Below are 14325 nucleotides of genomic sequence, written 5' to 3'. Positions count from 1 at the left end.
CAACCGGCTCTGTGGACCGCGCGTGGTGACCGTTTCCAGTCACCGTGCTAACTGGCCTGGCTGACCGTCGACATGTTGAAGTCGGGCACCCGGACCGGCGGCATGACGGCGCGGGTGAACCAGTCGTTCCACTCGCGCGGCAGCGTCTGCTCGCTCGCGCCGACCTCGGTGAGGCGGCCGAGCAGGTCGACCGGCGACTCGTTGAACCGGAAGTTGTTGACCTCGCCCACGACCTCGCCGTTCTCGACGAGGTAGACGCCGTCCCTGGTCAGCCCGGTCAGGAGCAGCGACTGCGGGTCGACCTCGCGGATGTACCACAGGCAGGTCAGCAGCAGGCCCCGCTCGGTCGAGGCGATCATCTCCTCCAGCGAGCGGCCGCCCTCGGGGCCCGTCATGATCAGGTTGTCGATCTGCGGGGTGGTGGCGAGCCCGGTCAGCTCGGCGGAGTGCCGGGTCTGCACGAGGTTGGCCAGCGTGCCGTCGCTGATCCACTCGGTGCGGGCCAGGGGCAGGCCGTTGTCGAAGACCGACTGCTCCCGGCTGGAGGAGTGCGCGACGACGAACGGCGCGCACTCGACGCCGGCCCGCGCCGGATCGCTGCGCAGCGAGATCGGCAGCGTCGAGAGCCGCTCGCCAACACGGGTGCCGCCACCGGGCCGGGAGAACACCGTACGGCCGTCGGCGGCGTCCCGCGCGCCGGCCGACCAGTACAGGTAGATCATCAGGTCGGAGACCGCCGTCGGCGGCAGGAGCGTCTCGTAGCGGCCCGGCTCCAGGCTGATCCGCCGCTTGGCCCAGTCGAGCCGCCGCGTGAGCGTCTCGTCCAGGGCGGCCACGTCCACGTCGGAGAAGTCGCGGGTGGCCACGCCCGTCCACGCCGAGCGCGTCATGTCCGCCGACTTGGCGTTCAGTTCGAGCCGCCCGGTCGGCTGGTCGTGGCGCAGCCGCAGGCCCGCGGACGAGCCGACGAACGTGGAGGTCATGATGTGCTCGGCGAAGCCGTACAGCCTGCGGCCGGAGGCCTCGGCGGCGCCGAACGCCTCGCCGAGCGCGGGCGCGAACGCGGCGAAGACGTCGATGGAGGTCGGCTCCACCGGGCGTTCCCAGTCCGCACCGGCGGTGCCCTCCACCAGAGGCCGGGCGTCCTCCGACGGCCGGGCCTCCCGCGCGGCGCGGTCCGCCGCCGCCACCACGTCCGCGAGCTGGTCGGCCCGTACGGCGGAGCGCGAGACGACCCCCGTCCCGGCGCCCACGACGGAGATCACGGTGAGCCGGGACGAGCGCGCGACCCCGTTGGTCGTCAGCGTGTTGCCGGCGAAGCGCAGGTTGGCGGTCGAGCCCTCGTCCACGATGACGACGCAGCCGTCCGCCTCGCTCAGCGCGAGCGCCCGCTCCACCGTCTCCTGCGGTGTGGTCACCCCGTCGCTCACTTGCCACCCTCCTGGACGGTGTTGAGGATCCGTACGCCGCGGAACAGGGCGGCGGGAGCGCCGTGACTGACCGGCGCGACCTGGCCCGGCTGGCCCTTGCCGCAGTTGAAGGCGCCGCCGAGCACGTACGTCTCCGGGCCGCCGACGGCCTCCATGGAGCGCCAGAAGTCCGTGGTCGTCGCCTGGTAGGCCACGTCGCGCAGCTGCCCGGCCAGGCGGCCGTTCTCGATCGTGTAAAACCTCTGCGCCGTGAACTGGAAGTTGTATCTCTGCATGTCGATCGACCAGCTCTTGTCGCCGACGACGTAGATCCCGCGCTCGACCCGGGAGATCAGCTCGTCGGTGGAGGGGCCGTCCGCCGCCGGCTGGAGCGACACGTTGGCCATCCTCTGGATCGGCACGTGCCCGGGGGAGTCGGCGAACGCGCAGCCGTTCGACCGCCCGAGGCCCTTCAGCAGCGCCATCCGCCGGTCCAGCTGGTAGCCCACCAGCGTGCCCTCGCGGACGATGTCGAACGACTGGCCGGCCACGCCCTCGTCGTCCCAGCCGACGGTGGCCAGGCCGTGCTCGACCGTGCGGTCGCCCGTCACGTTCATCACCGGCGAGCCGTACTGCAGGGTGCCGAGCTGGTCGAAGGTGGCGAACGAGGTGCCGGCGTAGGCCGCCTCGTAGCCGAGCGCCCGGTCGAGCTCGGTCGCGTGGCCGATCGACTCGTGGATCGTCAGCCACAGGTTCGACGGATCGACCACCAGGTCGTACGGCCCGGCCTCGACCGAGGGCGCCTTGAGCTTCTCGTCCAGCAGGTCGGGGATCTCGGCCAGCTCGGCGGGGAAGTCCCAGCCGGTGCCGGTCAGGTACTCGTACCCCCGGCCGACCGGCGGGGCCAGCGTGCGCATGTCGTCGAACCGGTCGCCGTCGGCCCGCATCGCCGTCAGGACGGGGTGCAGCCGCACGCGCTGCTGCGTGGTGACCGTGCCCGCCGTGTCGGCGTAGAACTTCTGCTCCTTGACCTGCATGAGCGAGGCCGAGACGTGGTCGACCCGGCCCAGCAGGCCGGACGACCACTCCGCGAGCAGCGCCGCCTTGTCCGGCAGCGGCACGTCGAACGGGTCGACCTCGTAGGCCGACACCCAGGTCACGTCGTCGTACACCGGCTCGGGGGCCAGCTCCACCGGCTCGCGGTTGATCGGCGCGCTGACCGCCGCCACCCGCACGGCCTCCTCGGCGGCCCGGGCGGCCGCCTCCGGGGTCAGCTCGATCCCGGACGCGAAGCCCCACGTGCCATCCTTGATCACCCGTACGGCGAAGCCGAGGTCGTCGGCGTCCGAGGACCCCTCGAGCCGGGCGTCGAACAGGCGCAGCGTCTCGGCGCGCACGCGTTCGAGCCGGAACGAGGCGTGCTCGGCTCCCAGGTCACGGGCGCGCTGCAGGGCCGCGTCCGCCAGCCGCCGCAGCGGCAGGGCGAGGAAGTCGGGGTCGATCTGGCGCATGTCCACGATCCTAACCCTGTGATCTTGTGCCCTGCGGACAAGTGGACTACCCCCAAGTAGCCGATACGGTCGGTCGCATGGTTCGCTCTGTTCTCGTCACCGGCGGAAATCGCGGCATCGGCCTCGCGATCGCCCGCGAGCTCGCCGCCGCGGGGGACGCCGTCGCCGTCACCTACCGTTCCGGCGAGCCCCCGGAGGGGCTGTTCGGGGTTCGCTGCGACGTGACGAGCTCCGCCGACGTCGACGCCGCCTTCGAGAAGGCCGAGGCCGAGCACGGCCCGGTCGAGGTGGTCGTCGCCAACGCGGGGATCACCAAGGACACGCTGCTGCCGATGATGAAGGAGGAGACCTTCACCGACGTCATCGACACGAACCTGACCGGCGCCTACCGCGTCGCCAAGCGGGCCGTGCGGCCCATGCTGCGGATGCGGCGCGGGCGCATCATCCTGATCTCCTCCGTCGTCGGCCTGTCGGGCTCCGCCGGCCAGACCAACTACGCCGCCTCCAAGGCCGGGCTGGTCGGCTTCGGCCGGTCGCTGGCCCGCGAGCTCGGCTCGCGCGGCATCACAGTCAACGTGGTCGCGCCGGGATTCGTGGAGACCGACATGACCGCGGTGCTCGACGAGGCGCAGCAGGAGCAGATCCGCAAGAGCATCCCGCTCGGGCGGCAGGCGCAGGCGGAGGAGATCGCGCGGGTCGTCAGATTCCTGGCGAGCGACGACGCCTCGTACATCACCGGGGCGGTCATCCCCGTCGACGGTGGCCTCGGCATGGGCCACTGAGCGAACGACAGACTGGAGCTGGACATGGGTTTGCTGGACGGGAAGCGACTGCTGGTCACCGGCGTCCTGACCGACTCGTCGATCGCCTTCAACGTCGCGAAGCTGGCCCAGGAGGAGGGCGCCCAGGTCGTGCTGACCGGTTTCGGCCGCCTCAGCCTGGTCGAGCGCATCGCCAAGCGGCTGCCCGAGCCGCCGCCGGTGATCGAGCTGGACGTCCAGAACAACGATCACCTCGACACGCTCGCCGACCGCGTCGGCGCGCACCTCGACGGGCTGGACGGGGTCGTCCACTCGATCGGGTTCGCCCCGCAGTCCTGCCTGGGCGGCAACTTCCTCAACACCTCGTGGGAGGACGTCGCCACGGCGATCCACATCTCGACGTTCTCGTTCAAGTCGCTGGCCGTCGCGTGCCTGCCGCTGATGAAGGAGGGCGGCGCGGTCGTCGGCCTGGACTTCGACGCGACCAAGGCGTGGCCGGTCTACGACTGGATGGGCGTGGCCAAGGCCGGGCTGGAGTCCTGCTCGCGCTACCTCGCCCGCGACCTCGCCAAGCACGGCATCCGGGTCAACCTCGTCGCCGCCGGCCCGCTCCGCACGATGGCGGCCAAGAGCATCCCCGGGTTCAAGGAGTTCGAGGACTCCTGGCCGGAGCGCGCGCCGCTCGGCTGGGACCTGGCGGACACCGCCCCCGCCGCCAAGGCGTGCGTCGCGCTGCTGTCCGACTGGTTCCCCGCCACCACCGGCGAGATCGTCCACGTCGACGGCGGCGTGCACGCCATGGGCGCCTGACGGCGGTCCGCTCCCCGGCTCCTGAGATTCCGCGGGCCGACGGGTCGCGGCGGCTCGCAATCCTGCCGCGGCCCGCGGGAGCGGGACATCTCATCGGGACGCCTCATCGGGACGCCTCATCGGGACGCCTCATCGGGACGCCTCATCGGGACGCCTCATCGGGACATCTCATCGGGACGCGGTGCCGGCGAACGGGATGGCGGCCGGGAGCGGGTCGTCGGGCGCGTCCACCGGGTGCCGCCACAATTCCTTGCGGCGCAGCAGGGGCAGGACGCCCTCGCCGAACCAGTAGGCCTCCTCCAGGTGCGGGTGGCCCGACAGCACGAACTCGTCGATGCCGAGAGCGTGATACTCCTCGATCCGCTCTGCCACCTCGACGTGGCTGCCCACCAGGGCCGTGCCCGCGCCGCCGCGGACCAGGCCCACCCCGGCCCACAGGTTCGGCGAGACCTCCAGCGCGTCCGTGCGGCCCCCGTGCAGCGCCCGCATCCGCCGCTGCCCCTCCGACCCGCTGCGTGCGAGACCGGCCTGCACTGACATGATCACCGCCGGGTCCAGGGCGGACAGCAGGCGATCGGCCTCCGCCCACGCCTGCGCCGAGGTGTCCCGGGTGATCACGTGGAGCCGGATGCCGAACCGCACCTCCCGCCCGGCCGCGGCGGCCTCCCGGCGGATCCAGGCGAGCTTCTCGGCGACCTGCGCGGGCGGCTCGCCCCAGGTCAGGTAGACGTCGCTGTGCCGCGCCGCCACCCGTCCGGCGGCCGGTGACGACCCGCCGAAATACACGGCCGGGACCGGGGACGGCACCCGGCTCAGCGCGGCGTCCGCGACGCTGACGTGCCTGCCCTCCAGGGTGACCCGTTCCCCGCGCCACAGGGCGCGGACGACCGTGAGGAACTCGTCGGTGCGCTCGTAGCGCTCGTCCTTGGCGAGGAAGTCGCCGTAGGCGCGCTGCTCGTGGTCCTCGCCACCGGTGACGACGTTGACCAGCAGGCGGCCGCCCGAGTGCCGCTGGAACGTGGCGGCCATCTGCGCGGCGAGCGTGGGCGACAGCAGCCCCGGCCGGAAGGCGACCAGGAACTTCAGCCGCTCGGAGCCCGCGACCAGCATGGCGGTGGTCAGCCAGGCGTCCTCGCACCAGGCGCCCGCCGGGGTGAGGGCCCCGTCGAATCCGAGTTGCTCGGCGGCGCGCACGATCTGGCCCAGGTACGCCAGGGTGGCCGGCCGGTCCCCGCCGGCTGTGGTGATGTCCGTGCCGTGCCCGCCGCCGACGAGGTGCCGGCTGTCGCCGTACGTGGGCAGGAACCAGTGGAAGGTCAGTGTCATGGGGGTTCTCCTCAGGACGCGGCCAGCAGCGGGCTGCGCGCGGCCACCGCGGACGCGAAGGCGTCGACCACGCGATAGAGCGGGGCGGCGTGCTCCGGGTCGAGGCCGGCCTCGCCGTCGCGGATCGCGATATGCCGGTCGAGAACGAACCATCCCGGCACGACGTGGTCGGCCCCGAGCGAGGTCAGGACCGGGCGGAGCGCGTAGTCGATGGCCAGCACGTGGGCGGGACTGCCGCCGGTGACGACCGGCAGCACGACCTTGCCCGCGAACGCGAACTGCGGCAGCAGGTCGAGCAGCGTCTTCAACAGCCCGCTGTAGGCGGCCTTGTACACGGGTGAGGCGACCAGCACGCCGTCCGCCTCGCCGATGAGGCCGACGACCTCGGCGATCCGCGGGTGCCCCGTGTCGGCCGACAGCAGCGCCTCCGCCGGCAGGTCGCGCACGTGCACGGTGCGGACCTCGTGGCCGGGGAGACGCAGCCGGTCGGCGAGGTGTGCGCACAGCGCCGCGGTGCGGGAGACCGGCGAGGGACTGCCGGACAGGACGACGATGGCGGACATGGCGGAACCTCCGTCGGTTCGGACCGGATTCAGGTGGGGCCGGATTCGGGTGGGGCCTGTTCAGGTGGGGCGGATCAGATCAGGCCGTGCCGTGGGGGCGGGGTCCGGTTCAGCGCGTACCGGCCGATGTGCTGGATCTTCCAGCGCACCGGATCGTGCAGGGTGTGGGTGCGGGCGTTGCGCCAGTGCCGGTGCAGGTTGAGCGAGTCGAGCGCCGACCTGGTGCCGGACACCTCGAACAGGGCATCGGTCACCTCGACGGCCGCCGGGTCGGCGAACGCCTTCGCCGTCGCGACCGCGATGGACGCCGCCGCCGCGGTCTCGTCGTCGAGCCGCTCCCGCGCCCGGTCGACCGCGCGCCCCGCCTCGCCCAGCAGCGCCTCCGCGGCCCGTACGGAGACCTCCAGCTCTCCGAAGCGCTGGATGGTCAGGGGGTCGTCGGCGGCGCGGTCGAGGCCGCTCTCGAACCACGGCCTGCTGCGGGTGCGGACGAACTCGGCGGCCTCGGTGAGCGCTGCGCGGGCGATGCCGACGTCGATCGCGGCGTGCAGCAGCTGCGCGTGGGCGCCGTGCAGTTGCGGCCCGGTGAAGGTCAGGTGATGGGGGACCACGCGGTCGGCCGGCACCCGCACGCCCTCCAGCCGGACCGTGCCGCTGGCCGTGGTGCGCTGGCCCATGCCGTCCCAGTCGTCCACGACCGTGAGGCCGGGCGCGCCGGCGGGCACGTACGCGACGACGAGCCGGTCGGCGGGGTCCTTGGCCAGCACGGTGATCCAGTCGGCGAACAGGGCCCCGGTCGAGTAGTGCTTGACGCCGTCGAGGACGAAGCCGCCGTCCTCTGCGGGACGCAGCCGGGTGCGGTAGTCCTGCACGTGCCGGGTGCCCGCCTCCGACTGGGCGTTGCCGAACCGCCTGCCCGCCAGGACCTCGGCGAAGAAGAACTCCCGCTGCGCCGCGGACCCCTGCTGCCGCAGCACGTTGACGTACACGAAGTGGCTCTGCGGGATCTGGGCGATATTGGGATCGGCGGTGGCGAGCAGGCGGACGACCTCCGCCAGTGTGGCGGTCCGCACGTCGGCGCCGCCGTGCTCGCGGGGGACGGTGACGCCCAGGAGGCCGCTCGCCGACAGCTCGGCCAGCTCGGCGTGCGGGAGTTCGCGGCGGGCGTCCCGTTCCGCCGCGCCGTTCGCGAACCGCCCGGCGAGCTCGGCGGCGACGGCGAGGGCCTCCTCGTCGCCGGTGACGACGTGCGCGGTCCCCAATGGGCGAACGGGTGCGTGGGTGAGATCGGTCATGGGATCAGGCCCGGGCCGGTTCCACCGGGAAGGCGCCCTTCGCCGCGAGTTCGCCCTCCAGCTCGCGGATGATGGGCAGCACGTGGCGGCCGAAGTACTCGACCTCCTCGTGGTAGTGCAGGAAGCCGAGCAGGAGCAGGTCGACGCCGCGCTTCTTGTACTCGATGGCCCGGTGCGCGATCTGCTCCGGCGTGCCGATGAGGCGGGTGCGGAAGCCGTCGTTGTACTGCACCAGGTCCTCGAACGAGGAGTCGGCCCACATCCCCCGCCCGTCCTGGGTGGACTGCCCCGCCTGGCGGACCGCGTCGCGGAACCCGTGCACGGCCTGGACGTCGGCCTTGGCCACGATCTCGCGCAGCGTCTCGCGCGCCTCGGCCTCGGTGTCCCTGGCGATGAGGAAGCCGTTCAGGCCGAAGCGCACCCGGCGGCCGTGGGCCCGCGCGGCCGCCCCGACCTCCTCGATCTGCTCGGTGACGCCGTCGAAGTCCTTGCCGTTGCTGAAGTACCAGTCGGAGACCCGGCCCGCCATGGCGCGTGCCGCGGTGGAGTTGCCGCCCTGGAAGATCTCGGGGTGCGGGCGGTCCGGCCCAGAGAGCGGCTTGGGCTGCAGGTCGTAGCCGTGCAGCCGGTAGAAGTCGCCCTGGAACCGCGCCTTGTCCTCGGTCCAGCTCGCCCGCAGGACGCGGATGAACTCCTCGGCCCGGCGGTAGCGCTCGTCGTGCTCCAGCCACGGCTCGCCCAGGGCGGTGAACTCGCCCTTGAACCAGCCGCTCACCACGTTGACGGCGGCCCGGCCGCCCGAGAGGTGGTCGGCGGTGCTGAGCAGCTTGGCCAGCACCGCCGGGTGCCACAGGCCGGGGTGCACGGCGGCGATCACCTTCAGCCGCTGGGTGGCGAGCAGCAGCGCCAGGCTGAAGCTCGTCGACTCCTGCTGGAACGCGGCGCCGTAGCTGGCCATGTAGCGCACCTGGGACAGCGCGTACTCGAAGCCGTTGTTCTCCGCGAGCACCGCCAGCTTCCGGTTGTAGTCGTAGCTCCAGTCGGTGCGCTGCTCGATCGTGCTGGTGACGAGCCCGCCGCTGACGTTGGGCACCCAGTAGGCGAACCGCAGTGGCTCGGGACTGACGTTCGCGGACACGAAGGACCCCTTCCAGGCATTTCCTACTCGAACAATAGGGATCGTACGGCGGCCATGCCGGGAGTTCCACACGCGATCGGCGGGGGAGTGATAGGGCCGCCCTGTAACCCCACCACTGGCACTCCGCCCTGTCACCCGGCCCCGTCGTCCTGGGCTGTCTACCCGGCGGCGCGCGCCCGGGCGCCGGTGCGGCACTCGCGTGCCCGGTCCAGGAGGAACCGGTGCAGGTCGCGGGCCACCCGGGGGGCGGAGGTGGATCGCTGCGACTGGATCACCAGGAGCACCTCCGCCACGCGCTGTGCCAGCGGCCGGTAGGTGATCGCACCGCTGCGCAGGAGGGGGTCGCCGGCCACGCTGAACTCGGGCAGCACGGTGGCGCCCAGCCCCTCGGCGACCATCAGCTTGCCCATCTCCGCGCCGTCGGTCGAATACGAGAACGACGGCGTCCGCCCGCCGAGGAGGCGGTGCACCAGGCGGTGCATGACATAGCCGGAGCGCATCACGATCAGAGGCTCGCGGAGCAGGTCGGCGACCTCGACCGCGGGCAGCGAGGCCAGCGGGCTGTCCGGCCGTACGCACACGACCGGGAGGCCGCGCAGCAGCTCGGTCGTGGCGAGGTCGGGCGGCAGGTCGTCGCCGCTCAGGTAGTTCACCAGCCCGAGGTCGAAGCTGCCCTCCCGGATGCGCCGGTGGATCTCGGCCTGCTGCGCGCCGACGACCTCGACCTGCGTCGCCGGATGGGCCTCCCGGAACGCCCGTACGGCGGGGATCAGCAGCGGGACCGTGGCCGCGTTGACCGTGCCCAGCCTGACCATGCGGGCCGTGTGGTGCTGCTCGTCGGCCGCGCCGCGCAGGCGGTCCACCGCCTCCAGCACGCCGTTGATGTACGGCAGCAGCTCGCGGCCCTTGTCGCTGATCGTGGCGCCGGACCGGCGCCGCTCCAGGAGGTCGACGCCGAGTTCCCGTTCCAGGTTGCGCACGGTCTCGCTCAGCGCCGGCTGGGACAGGTGCAGATGGTCGGCCGCCCGGCGCAGCGAGCCGAGGCGGGTCACCGCGCGGATGTACTCGAGCTGCTCGATGCGCATAGTCGTCCACCTTGTCCGAGGGGCTGCCGGGGGTGTCCGGCCGGTGTTCAAGGGCGACCCTACCGGCCGTTCGGCGATTTCCCTACTTAACAAGTAGAGAATGTTGCCTAACCTGGTGAGCGACAGCCGGCGCGACGCGCCGCACACGAGAGGAGACGACACGTGACCATCGCTCACGCCAGCCGGACGGAATGGACGGACGGCCCGGCGCCGCGCACTCCCGACGAGTGGATCGCGCGCGCCGGCGAGGTGGCGGCCGTCCTCGCGGTTGACGCCGCCGAGCGCGACAGGGCCGCGAAGACCCCGTACGCCGAGGTCGGGTTGCTCAAGGACTCCGGCCTGGTCACGCTGCTCGGACCGGCCGGGCACGGCGGCGCGGGGCAGGACTGGCCCACCGCCTACCGCGTCGTCCGCGAGGTGGCCGCGGCCGACGGCTCCATCGGCCAGCTGCTCGGCTACCACTACCTCTGGAACTGGGCGGCACGCCTGGTGGGCACCCGCGAGCAGTGGGAGCGCGTCGAGGCGGACGCCGCCCGGCACCGGTGGTTCTTCGGCGGGGCCGTCAACCCCCGCGACCGCGACATCGTCGTGCGCGACGAGGGCGACACCCTCGTCTTCGACGGGCGCAAGACCTTCTCCACCGGCAGCAAGGTCTCCGACGTCACCGTCCTGGAGGGCGTGCTGGAGGGCACCGACAAGCACGTCTTCGCCATCGTCCCCTCCAGCTCAGAGGGGCTGACCTTCCACGACGACTGGGACAACATCGGCCAGCGGCTGACCGAGAGCGGCAGCGTCACCGTCTCCGGCGTGCGCGTGCCGTGGCGCGACGCCCTCGGCTACGTGGACAAGGAGTTCCAGCCGCGCGTCTACGCCACCCTCAACGTGCCGGCCATCCAGCTCGTGTTCGTGAACTTCTACCTCGGCATCGCCAGGGGAGCGCTGGAGACCGCGCTGGCGTACACGAGGGAGCACACCCGCCCGTGGCTGCACGGCGGGCACGAGCGCGCGGTCGACGAGCCGTACGTCATCGACCTCTACGGCGACCTCACCGCCAAGCTGTGGGCGGCCGAGGCGCTGGCCGACGAGGTCGCCCGGGAGGGCCTGCGGTTCCACCTCGACCCGGACGAGGTCACCCCCCGGCTGCGCGGGGAGCACGAGGTGCGGGTGGCCGCGGTCAAGGCGCGGGCCACCGACGTCGCCCTGGAGGTCACCTCGCGTGTCTTCGAGGCCACCGGCGCCCGCTCGACCGCGTCCCGTCACGGGCTCGACCGGTTCTGGCGCAACGTGCGCACCCACACCCTGCACGACCCCGTGGCGTACAAGCGCCGCGAGGTGGGCGTCTACCGCCTGCGGGACGAGATCCCCGAGCCCACGTGGTATTCCTGACCGGCCGCGTACGGCCTCCTCACGGTCCGCGAGGAGGCCGTACGACCGGCCCCCGTTCCCGTCCGCGCGCCCATGCGCTGGCTCCTCCCGGCGCGGCGGCGTACGGCGCCCGGACCGTCGGTTCCCCGGCAGGCTCAGCCTCGGGCCCAGGCCGCGGCGACGCCCGGCCAGGTGCCGCAGCACAGCGCGTACGCCGTCGCCTCCACGTCCTTCGCGTAGAGCTGGTCGGAGTACGCCGTGCCGTTGCGGGTCGCGTACGTCTCGGTGCAGTCGTCGAAGCCCCCGCCCCGGCACACGAGGACGCCCAGCGGTGCGGTGCGCCCCTCGTCGAGCGTGACCCTCGACCAGTTGGTCCCGCAGCGGGGGGAGTACCGCAACTCGACCGTGGCACCCGCGGGCCGGGTGGCCCGTCCGCGACCGTCGTGATACCAGAGCCGCGAACTGGCCACGGTGTACGCGCCGTAGTCGCAGCGGCTCCTGATCGGGTCGGTCTGGTCGCAGGTCTGCGCACTCTTGCGACCCTGGTCGCACACCTTGTCGGAAACGCGGCGCGGGAGGTTCGCGGTCCCGCCGCGCGGAATGTCGTCGGGCCGCACCGTGCCGGTCCGGCCCGACCCCGATCCCGAGCCCGGCCCGTCTCCCGGCCCGGCGACCGCACCGGTCGCGGTCGTCGTCAGCACGACCGCCGCCGCCGGGACGGCCAGTGCCCTGAGGGTGGTGCTCCATCTCATCGCGAGCTGCTCCTTCCGTGACCCGGGCACCTCGCGGTGCCGCCACGGCATGGATAACCCGTCCCGGAGTTGATGCGCGATCACCCGGCGGGGGTTCGCATCAACCCATCAAATCCGGCACGGCGCGGCTCCGGCCGATGACGCGGGCCGGCCTCAGGCGAGCCGGTGGCGTCCCGGCTTCCCCGGCAGCCGCAGGCCGCCCTCGAACGGGATCGACTCGCGCGGCTCCTGCTGCCCGGCGCGCGCCCGCCGTGCCGAGACCACGCGGGTGGCGAGCAGCGCCGAGAGCAGCAGCGCCGCGGTGAGGGCCGTCCCCGCCGCGTCGTAGGACCGGTGGGCCCGCGCGGGCGCGCCCGCCGGGCCGCCGTGCAGCTCGGGCAGTTCGGGCATCTTCTGCCCGGGCCACAGGAGGGGGATCACGCCTTGCTTGTCGGGGTCCACCCTCGACGCGCTGCCCGTCTCGGGCGCGTCGTCGTGCGCCGCGACGAGACGCGGCCGGTACGGCTCGGGCACGAGGGCGCCCTCGGGCGTCATGGACGCCTTCGGCCGCGCCGGCTTCTTGCCGGCCGGCCGCGGCTTTCCTGAGCTCTGCGCCTCGCCGTCCTCGCGCTGCCCGTGGGACGCGCAGCCCTCGCCGGCGACCAGGGGCAGGCAGGTGTCCTGGACGGCGCGGGTCAGCCCGTCGGTGAGCTTCTGGACGCTGGGGACGGGGCTGTGCGTGGCCGCGGATCGGCCTCCGCCGTCGCCGCCCGTCACCGCTCCCGTCGCCGCCCCGGCCGCGGTGCCCGCCGCTCCGCTCAGTTTCCCCGTCGCTCCGCCGGCCGCACCCGTCACGGTGTCGGCCGCACCGGTGAGCGTCCGGCCGGCCTTGTCGACCGCCTTGCCGACGTCGTTCACCGCCGTGCCCGCGGCTCCGGTGGTCGTCTTCAGCGTGTCGTCCACGACCTTCGTGACCGGTCCGGTCACCCCGCCGGTGGCCTTGTCCGCGACGTCGGTCACACCGTCCGCCAGGCGGCCCACGCCGTCCACCAGCGAGCAGACGCCGCCGGTGATGCCCGAGACCAGTCCGCCGTCACCCGTGCAGTCGAGCGCCTGTGCCGGGGACGCGGCGAGAGGGAGTCCTCCGGCCAGGGTGATCGCGATAGCCCCGGCGGAGATCGCGGAGGCCTTGCCTACGATCCCCATGTGTCCCCTTCCGCAGTGCTCTGATCCGTCCCCGACATACCCGCCACTCTTCGCCAGAGCGCGGGGTTATGCAGTAGAAAGTTGCAGTTCGGTATCGATGTGTGATACGTGAGGACGATTCTCATTCGCCTCTCGTCCGCCCACGCGGGCCCGGCGCGGCGGTCAGGGGTCGGAGACGTCGTCCAGAGCCTCGCGGATCTCCCACGGCAATGTCAGCTTCTCGGCCTGCAACACGCCGAGGAGTTGCGCGTGGGTGCGCGCGCCGACGATCGCCGACGACACGCCCGGGCGGTCGCGCACCCAGGCGAGCGCCACGGCGAGCGGCGACACGCCGAGCCCCTCCGCCGCCGTCGTCACCGACTCCACGATGCTGCGGCACCGTTCGTCCAGGTACGGCCGGACGAACTCGGCGAAGTGCGGGGTGGCGGCGCGGGAGTCCGCGGGGATGCCGGTGCGGTACTTGCCGGTCAGCACGCCGCGCCCCAGCGGCGACCAGGCGAGGACCCCGGCGCCCACGTGGCCGGCGGCCGGCAGCAGCTCCTCCTCGGCGTCCCTGGCCAGCAGGGAGTACTCCACCTGCGCCGCGACGATCGGGGCCCGCGCGTCGCCGCACCGCTGCCACGTGGCGGCGGCCGCGAGCTGCCAGCCCGTGTAGTTGCACACGCCCGCGTACGCCGTGCGGCCGGTGGAGACGGCGAAGTCGACGGCGGCGAGCGTCTCCTCCAACGGCACCCGGGGGTCGAACGCGTGGAGCTGCCACAGGTCGACCTCGTCCAGCCCGAGCCGGGCCAGGGAGGCGTCGAGCGCGCGGATGAGGTGGCGGCGCGAGGCGTCGTGCTCACCGCCGGGGGTGAGCACGGCCTTGGTGGCGATGACCAGCTCCGAGCGCGGCACCACGTCGCGGATGAGCCGGCCGATCAGGCGCTCGGCGTCGCCGCCGCCATACACGTCGGCGGTGTCGATCAGCGTGCCGCCGGCCTCGGCGAAGGCGGTGAGCTGCGCCGTCGCCTCCTCGGCGGAGGTGTCGCGGGCCCAGGTCATCGTGCCGAGCCCGATCCTGGACACCGACAGACCGCTGCGCCCGACTAGTCGCTGGTCCATGGTGCGGACAGACTAGCCGATAGG

13 protein-coding genes are annotated in these 14325 nt (G+C 72.9%); 3 read left to right on the top strand and 10 right to left on the bottom strand.

Annotated features, from left to right (window positions below):
- Window positions 1-47: 47 nt before the first annotated feature.
- Together ABZ857_RS20150 and ABZ857_RS20145 are read right to left on the bottom strand one after the other, a co-directional pair.
- The gene (locus tag ABZ857_RS20150; RefSeq protein ID WP_357044960.1) at window positions 48-1430 is read right to left on the bottom strand and encodes a metallopeptidase TldD-related protein; all 1383 of its coding nucleotides are present in this window, start codon (window positions 1428-1430) and stop codon (window positions 48-50) included.
- On the bottom strand, window positions 1427-2920 hold the full coding sequence (locus ABZ857_RS20145) for a TldD/PmbA family protein (protein WP_357044958.1): 1494 nt from the start codon (window positions 2918-2920) through the stop codon (window positions 1427-1429). The genes ABZ857_RS20150 and ABZ857_RS20145 overlap by 4 nt, the downstream gene beginning before the upstream one ends.
- 77 nt (window positions 2921-2997) lie before the next feature.
- Here ABZ857_RS20145 and fabG point away from each other — a divergent pair, with 77 nt between their 5' ends.
- Both fabG and fabI read left to right on the top strand, forming a co-directional pair.
- The gene (gene fabG / locus ABZ857_RS20140; RefSeq protein ID WP_079314918.1) at window positions 2998-3702 is read left to right on the top strand and encodes a 3-oxoacyl-[acyl-carrier-protein] reductase; all 705 of its coding nucleotides are present in this window, start codon (window positions 2998-3000) and stop codon (window positions 3700-3702) included.
- Window positions 3703-3726: 24 nt separating this feature from the next.
- Window positions 3727-4491 (top strand): enoyl-ACP reductase FabI, encoded by a 765-nt coding sequence (gene fabI, locus ABZ857_RS20135; protein ID WP_357044955.1) that lies wholly within the window; start codon window positions 3727-3729, stop codon window positions 4489-4491.
- A 168-nt stretch (window positions 4492-4659) separates the two neighbouring features.
- On the opposite strand, the gene ABZ857_RS20130 is transcribed toward fabI, so the two are convergent.
- From ABZ857_RS20130 to ABZ857_RS20110, 5 genes are all read right to left on the bottom strand, one after another.
- Window positions 4660-5817: an LLM class flavin-dependent oxidoreductase gene (locus ABZ857_RS20130; RefSeq protein WP_357044953.1), complete on the bottom strand. Its 1158-nt coding sequence runs from the start codon at window positions 5815-5817 to the stop codon at window positions 4660-4662.
- Between the two features lie 11 nt (window positions 5818-5828).
- Window positions 5829-6380 (bottom strand): NADPH-dependent FMN reductase, encoded by a 552-nt coding sequence (ssuE, locus tag ABZ857_RS20125; RefSeq protein WP_357044951.1) that lies wholly within the window; start codon window positions 6378-6380, stop codon window positions 5829-5831.
- 74 nt (window positions 6381-6454) lie between these two features.
- Window positions 6455-7675 (bottom strand): SfnB family sulfur acquisition oxidoreductase, encoded by a 1221-nt coding sequence (locus tag ABZ857_RS20120; RefSeq protein WP_357044949.1) that lies wholly within the window; start codon window positions 7673-7675, stop codon window positions 6455-6457.
- A gap of 4 nt (window positions 7676-7679) precedes the next feature.
- Window positions 7680-8813 carry a dimethylsulfone monooxygenase SfnG gene (gene sfnG, locus ABZ857_RS20115; protein WP_357044947.1) on the bottom strand — a complete coding sequence of 378 codons (1134 nt, stop codon included), beginning with the start codon at window positions 8811-8813 and terminating at the stop codon, window positions 7680-7682.
- 158 nt (window positions 8814-8971) lie between these two features.
- Window positions 8972-9898, bottom strand: coding sequence for a LysR family transcriptional regulator (locus ABZ857_RS20110; RefSeq protein WP_357044945.1), 927 nt, complete (start codon window positions 9896-9898; stop codon window positions 8972-8974).
- Between the two features lie 162 nt (window positions 9899-10060).
- Here ABZ857_RS20110 and ABZ857_RS20105 point away from each other — a divergent pair, with 162 nt between their 5' ends.
- Window positions 10061-11284 (top strand): acyl-CoA dehydrogenase family protein, encoded by a 1224-nt coding sequence (locus ABZ857_RS20105; RefSeq protein WP_357044943.1) that lies wholly within the window; start codon window positions 10061-10063, stop codon window positions 11282-11284.
- 134 nt (window positions 11285-11418) lie between these two features.
- Here ABZ857_RS20105 and ABZ857_RS20100 read toward each other — a convergent pair whose 3' ends face one another.
- The 3 genes from ABZ857_RS20100 to ABZ857_RS20090 all read right to left on the bottom strand — a co-directional run bounded on the left by ABZ857_RS20100 (window position 11419) and on the right by ABZ857_RS20090 (window position 14301).
- On the bottom strand, window positions 11419-12015 hold the full coding sequence (locus tag ABZ857_RS20100) for a DUF2690 domain-containing protein (protein WP_357044941.1): 597 nt from the start codon (window positions 12013-12015) through the stop codon (window positions 11419-11421).
- A 153-nt stretch (window positions 12016-12168) separates the two neighbouring features.
- Window positions 12169-13200, bottom strand: coding sequence for a hypothetical protein (locus tag ABZ857_RS20095; protein WP_357044939.1), 1032 nt, complete (start codon window positions 13198-13200; stop codon window positions 12169-12171).
- 162 nt (window positions 13201-13362) lie between these two features.
- Window positions 13363-14301: an aldo/keto reductase gene (locus tag ABZ857_RS20090; protein ID WP_357044937.1), complete on the bottom strand. Its 939-nt coding sequence runs from the start codon at window positions 14299-14301 to the stop codon at window positions 13363-13365.
- Window positions 14302-14325 lie beyond the last annotated feature (24 nt).

The sequence above is a fragment of the Microbispora sp. NPDC046933 genome (genome assembly GCF_040644635.1).
GTDB lineage: Bacteria > Actinomycetota > Actinomycetes > Streptosporangiales > Streptosporangiaceae > Microbispora.
This window is presented reverse-complemented; position numbering and strand designations above follow the sequence as displayed.

Bases quoted from the DNA above. Each gene is read 5' to 3' on its own strand.
- ssuE (WP_357044951.1), bottom strand. From the start codon at position 6,380: ATGTCCGCCATCGTCGTCCTGTCCGGCAGTCCCTCGCCGGTCTCCCGC.
- fabG (WP_079314918.1), top strand. From the start codon at position 2,998: ATGGTTCGCTCTGTTCTCGTCACCGGCGGAAATCGCGGCATCGGCCTC.
- ABZ857_RS20095 (WP_357044939.1), bottom strand. From the start codon at position 13,200: ATGGGGATCGTAGGCAAGGCCTCCGCGATCTCCGCCGGGGCTATCGCG.
- fabI (WP_357044955.1), top strand. From the start codon at position 3,727: ATGGGTTTGCTGGACGGGAAGCGACTGCTGGTCACCGGCGTCCTGACC.
- ABZ857_RS20100 (WP_357044941.1), bottom strand. From the start codon at position 12,015: ATGAGATGGAGCACCACCCTCAGGGCACTGGCCGTCCCGGCGGCGGCG.
- ABZ857_RS20120 (WP_357044949.1), bottom strand. From the start codon at position 7,675: ATGACCGATCTCACCCACGCACCCGTTCGCCCATTGGGGACCGCGCAC.
- ABZ857_RS20110 (WP_357044945.1), bottom strand. From the start codon at position 9,898: ATGCGCATCGAGCAGCTCGAGTACATCCGCGCGGTGACCCGCCTCGGC.
- ABZ857_RS20130 (WP_357044953.1), bottom strand. From the start codon at position 5,817: ATGACACTGACCTTCCACTGGTTCCTGCCCACGTACGGCGACAGCCGG.
- ABZ857_RS20145 (WP_357044958.1), bottom strand. From the start codon at position 2,920: ATGCGCCAGATCGACCCCGACTTCCTCGCCCTGCCGCTGCGGCGGCTG.
- ABZ857_RS20090 (WP_357044937.1), bottom strand. From the start codon at position 14,301: ATGGACCAGCGACTAGTCGGGCGCAGCGGTCTGTCGGTGTCCAGGATC.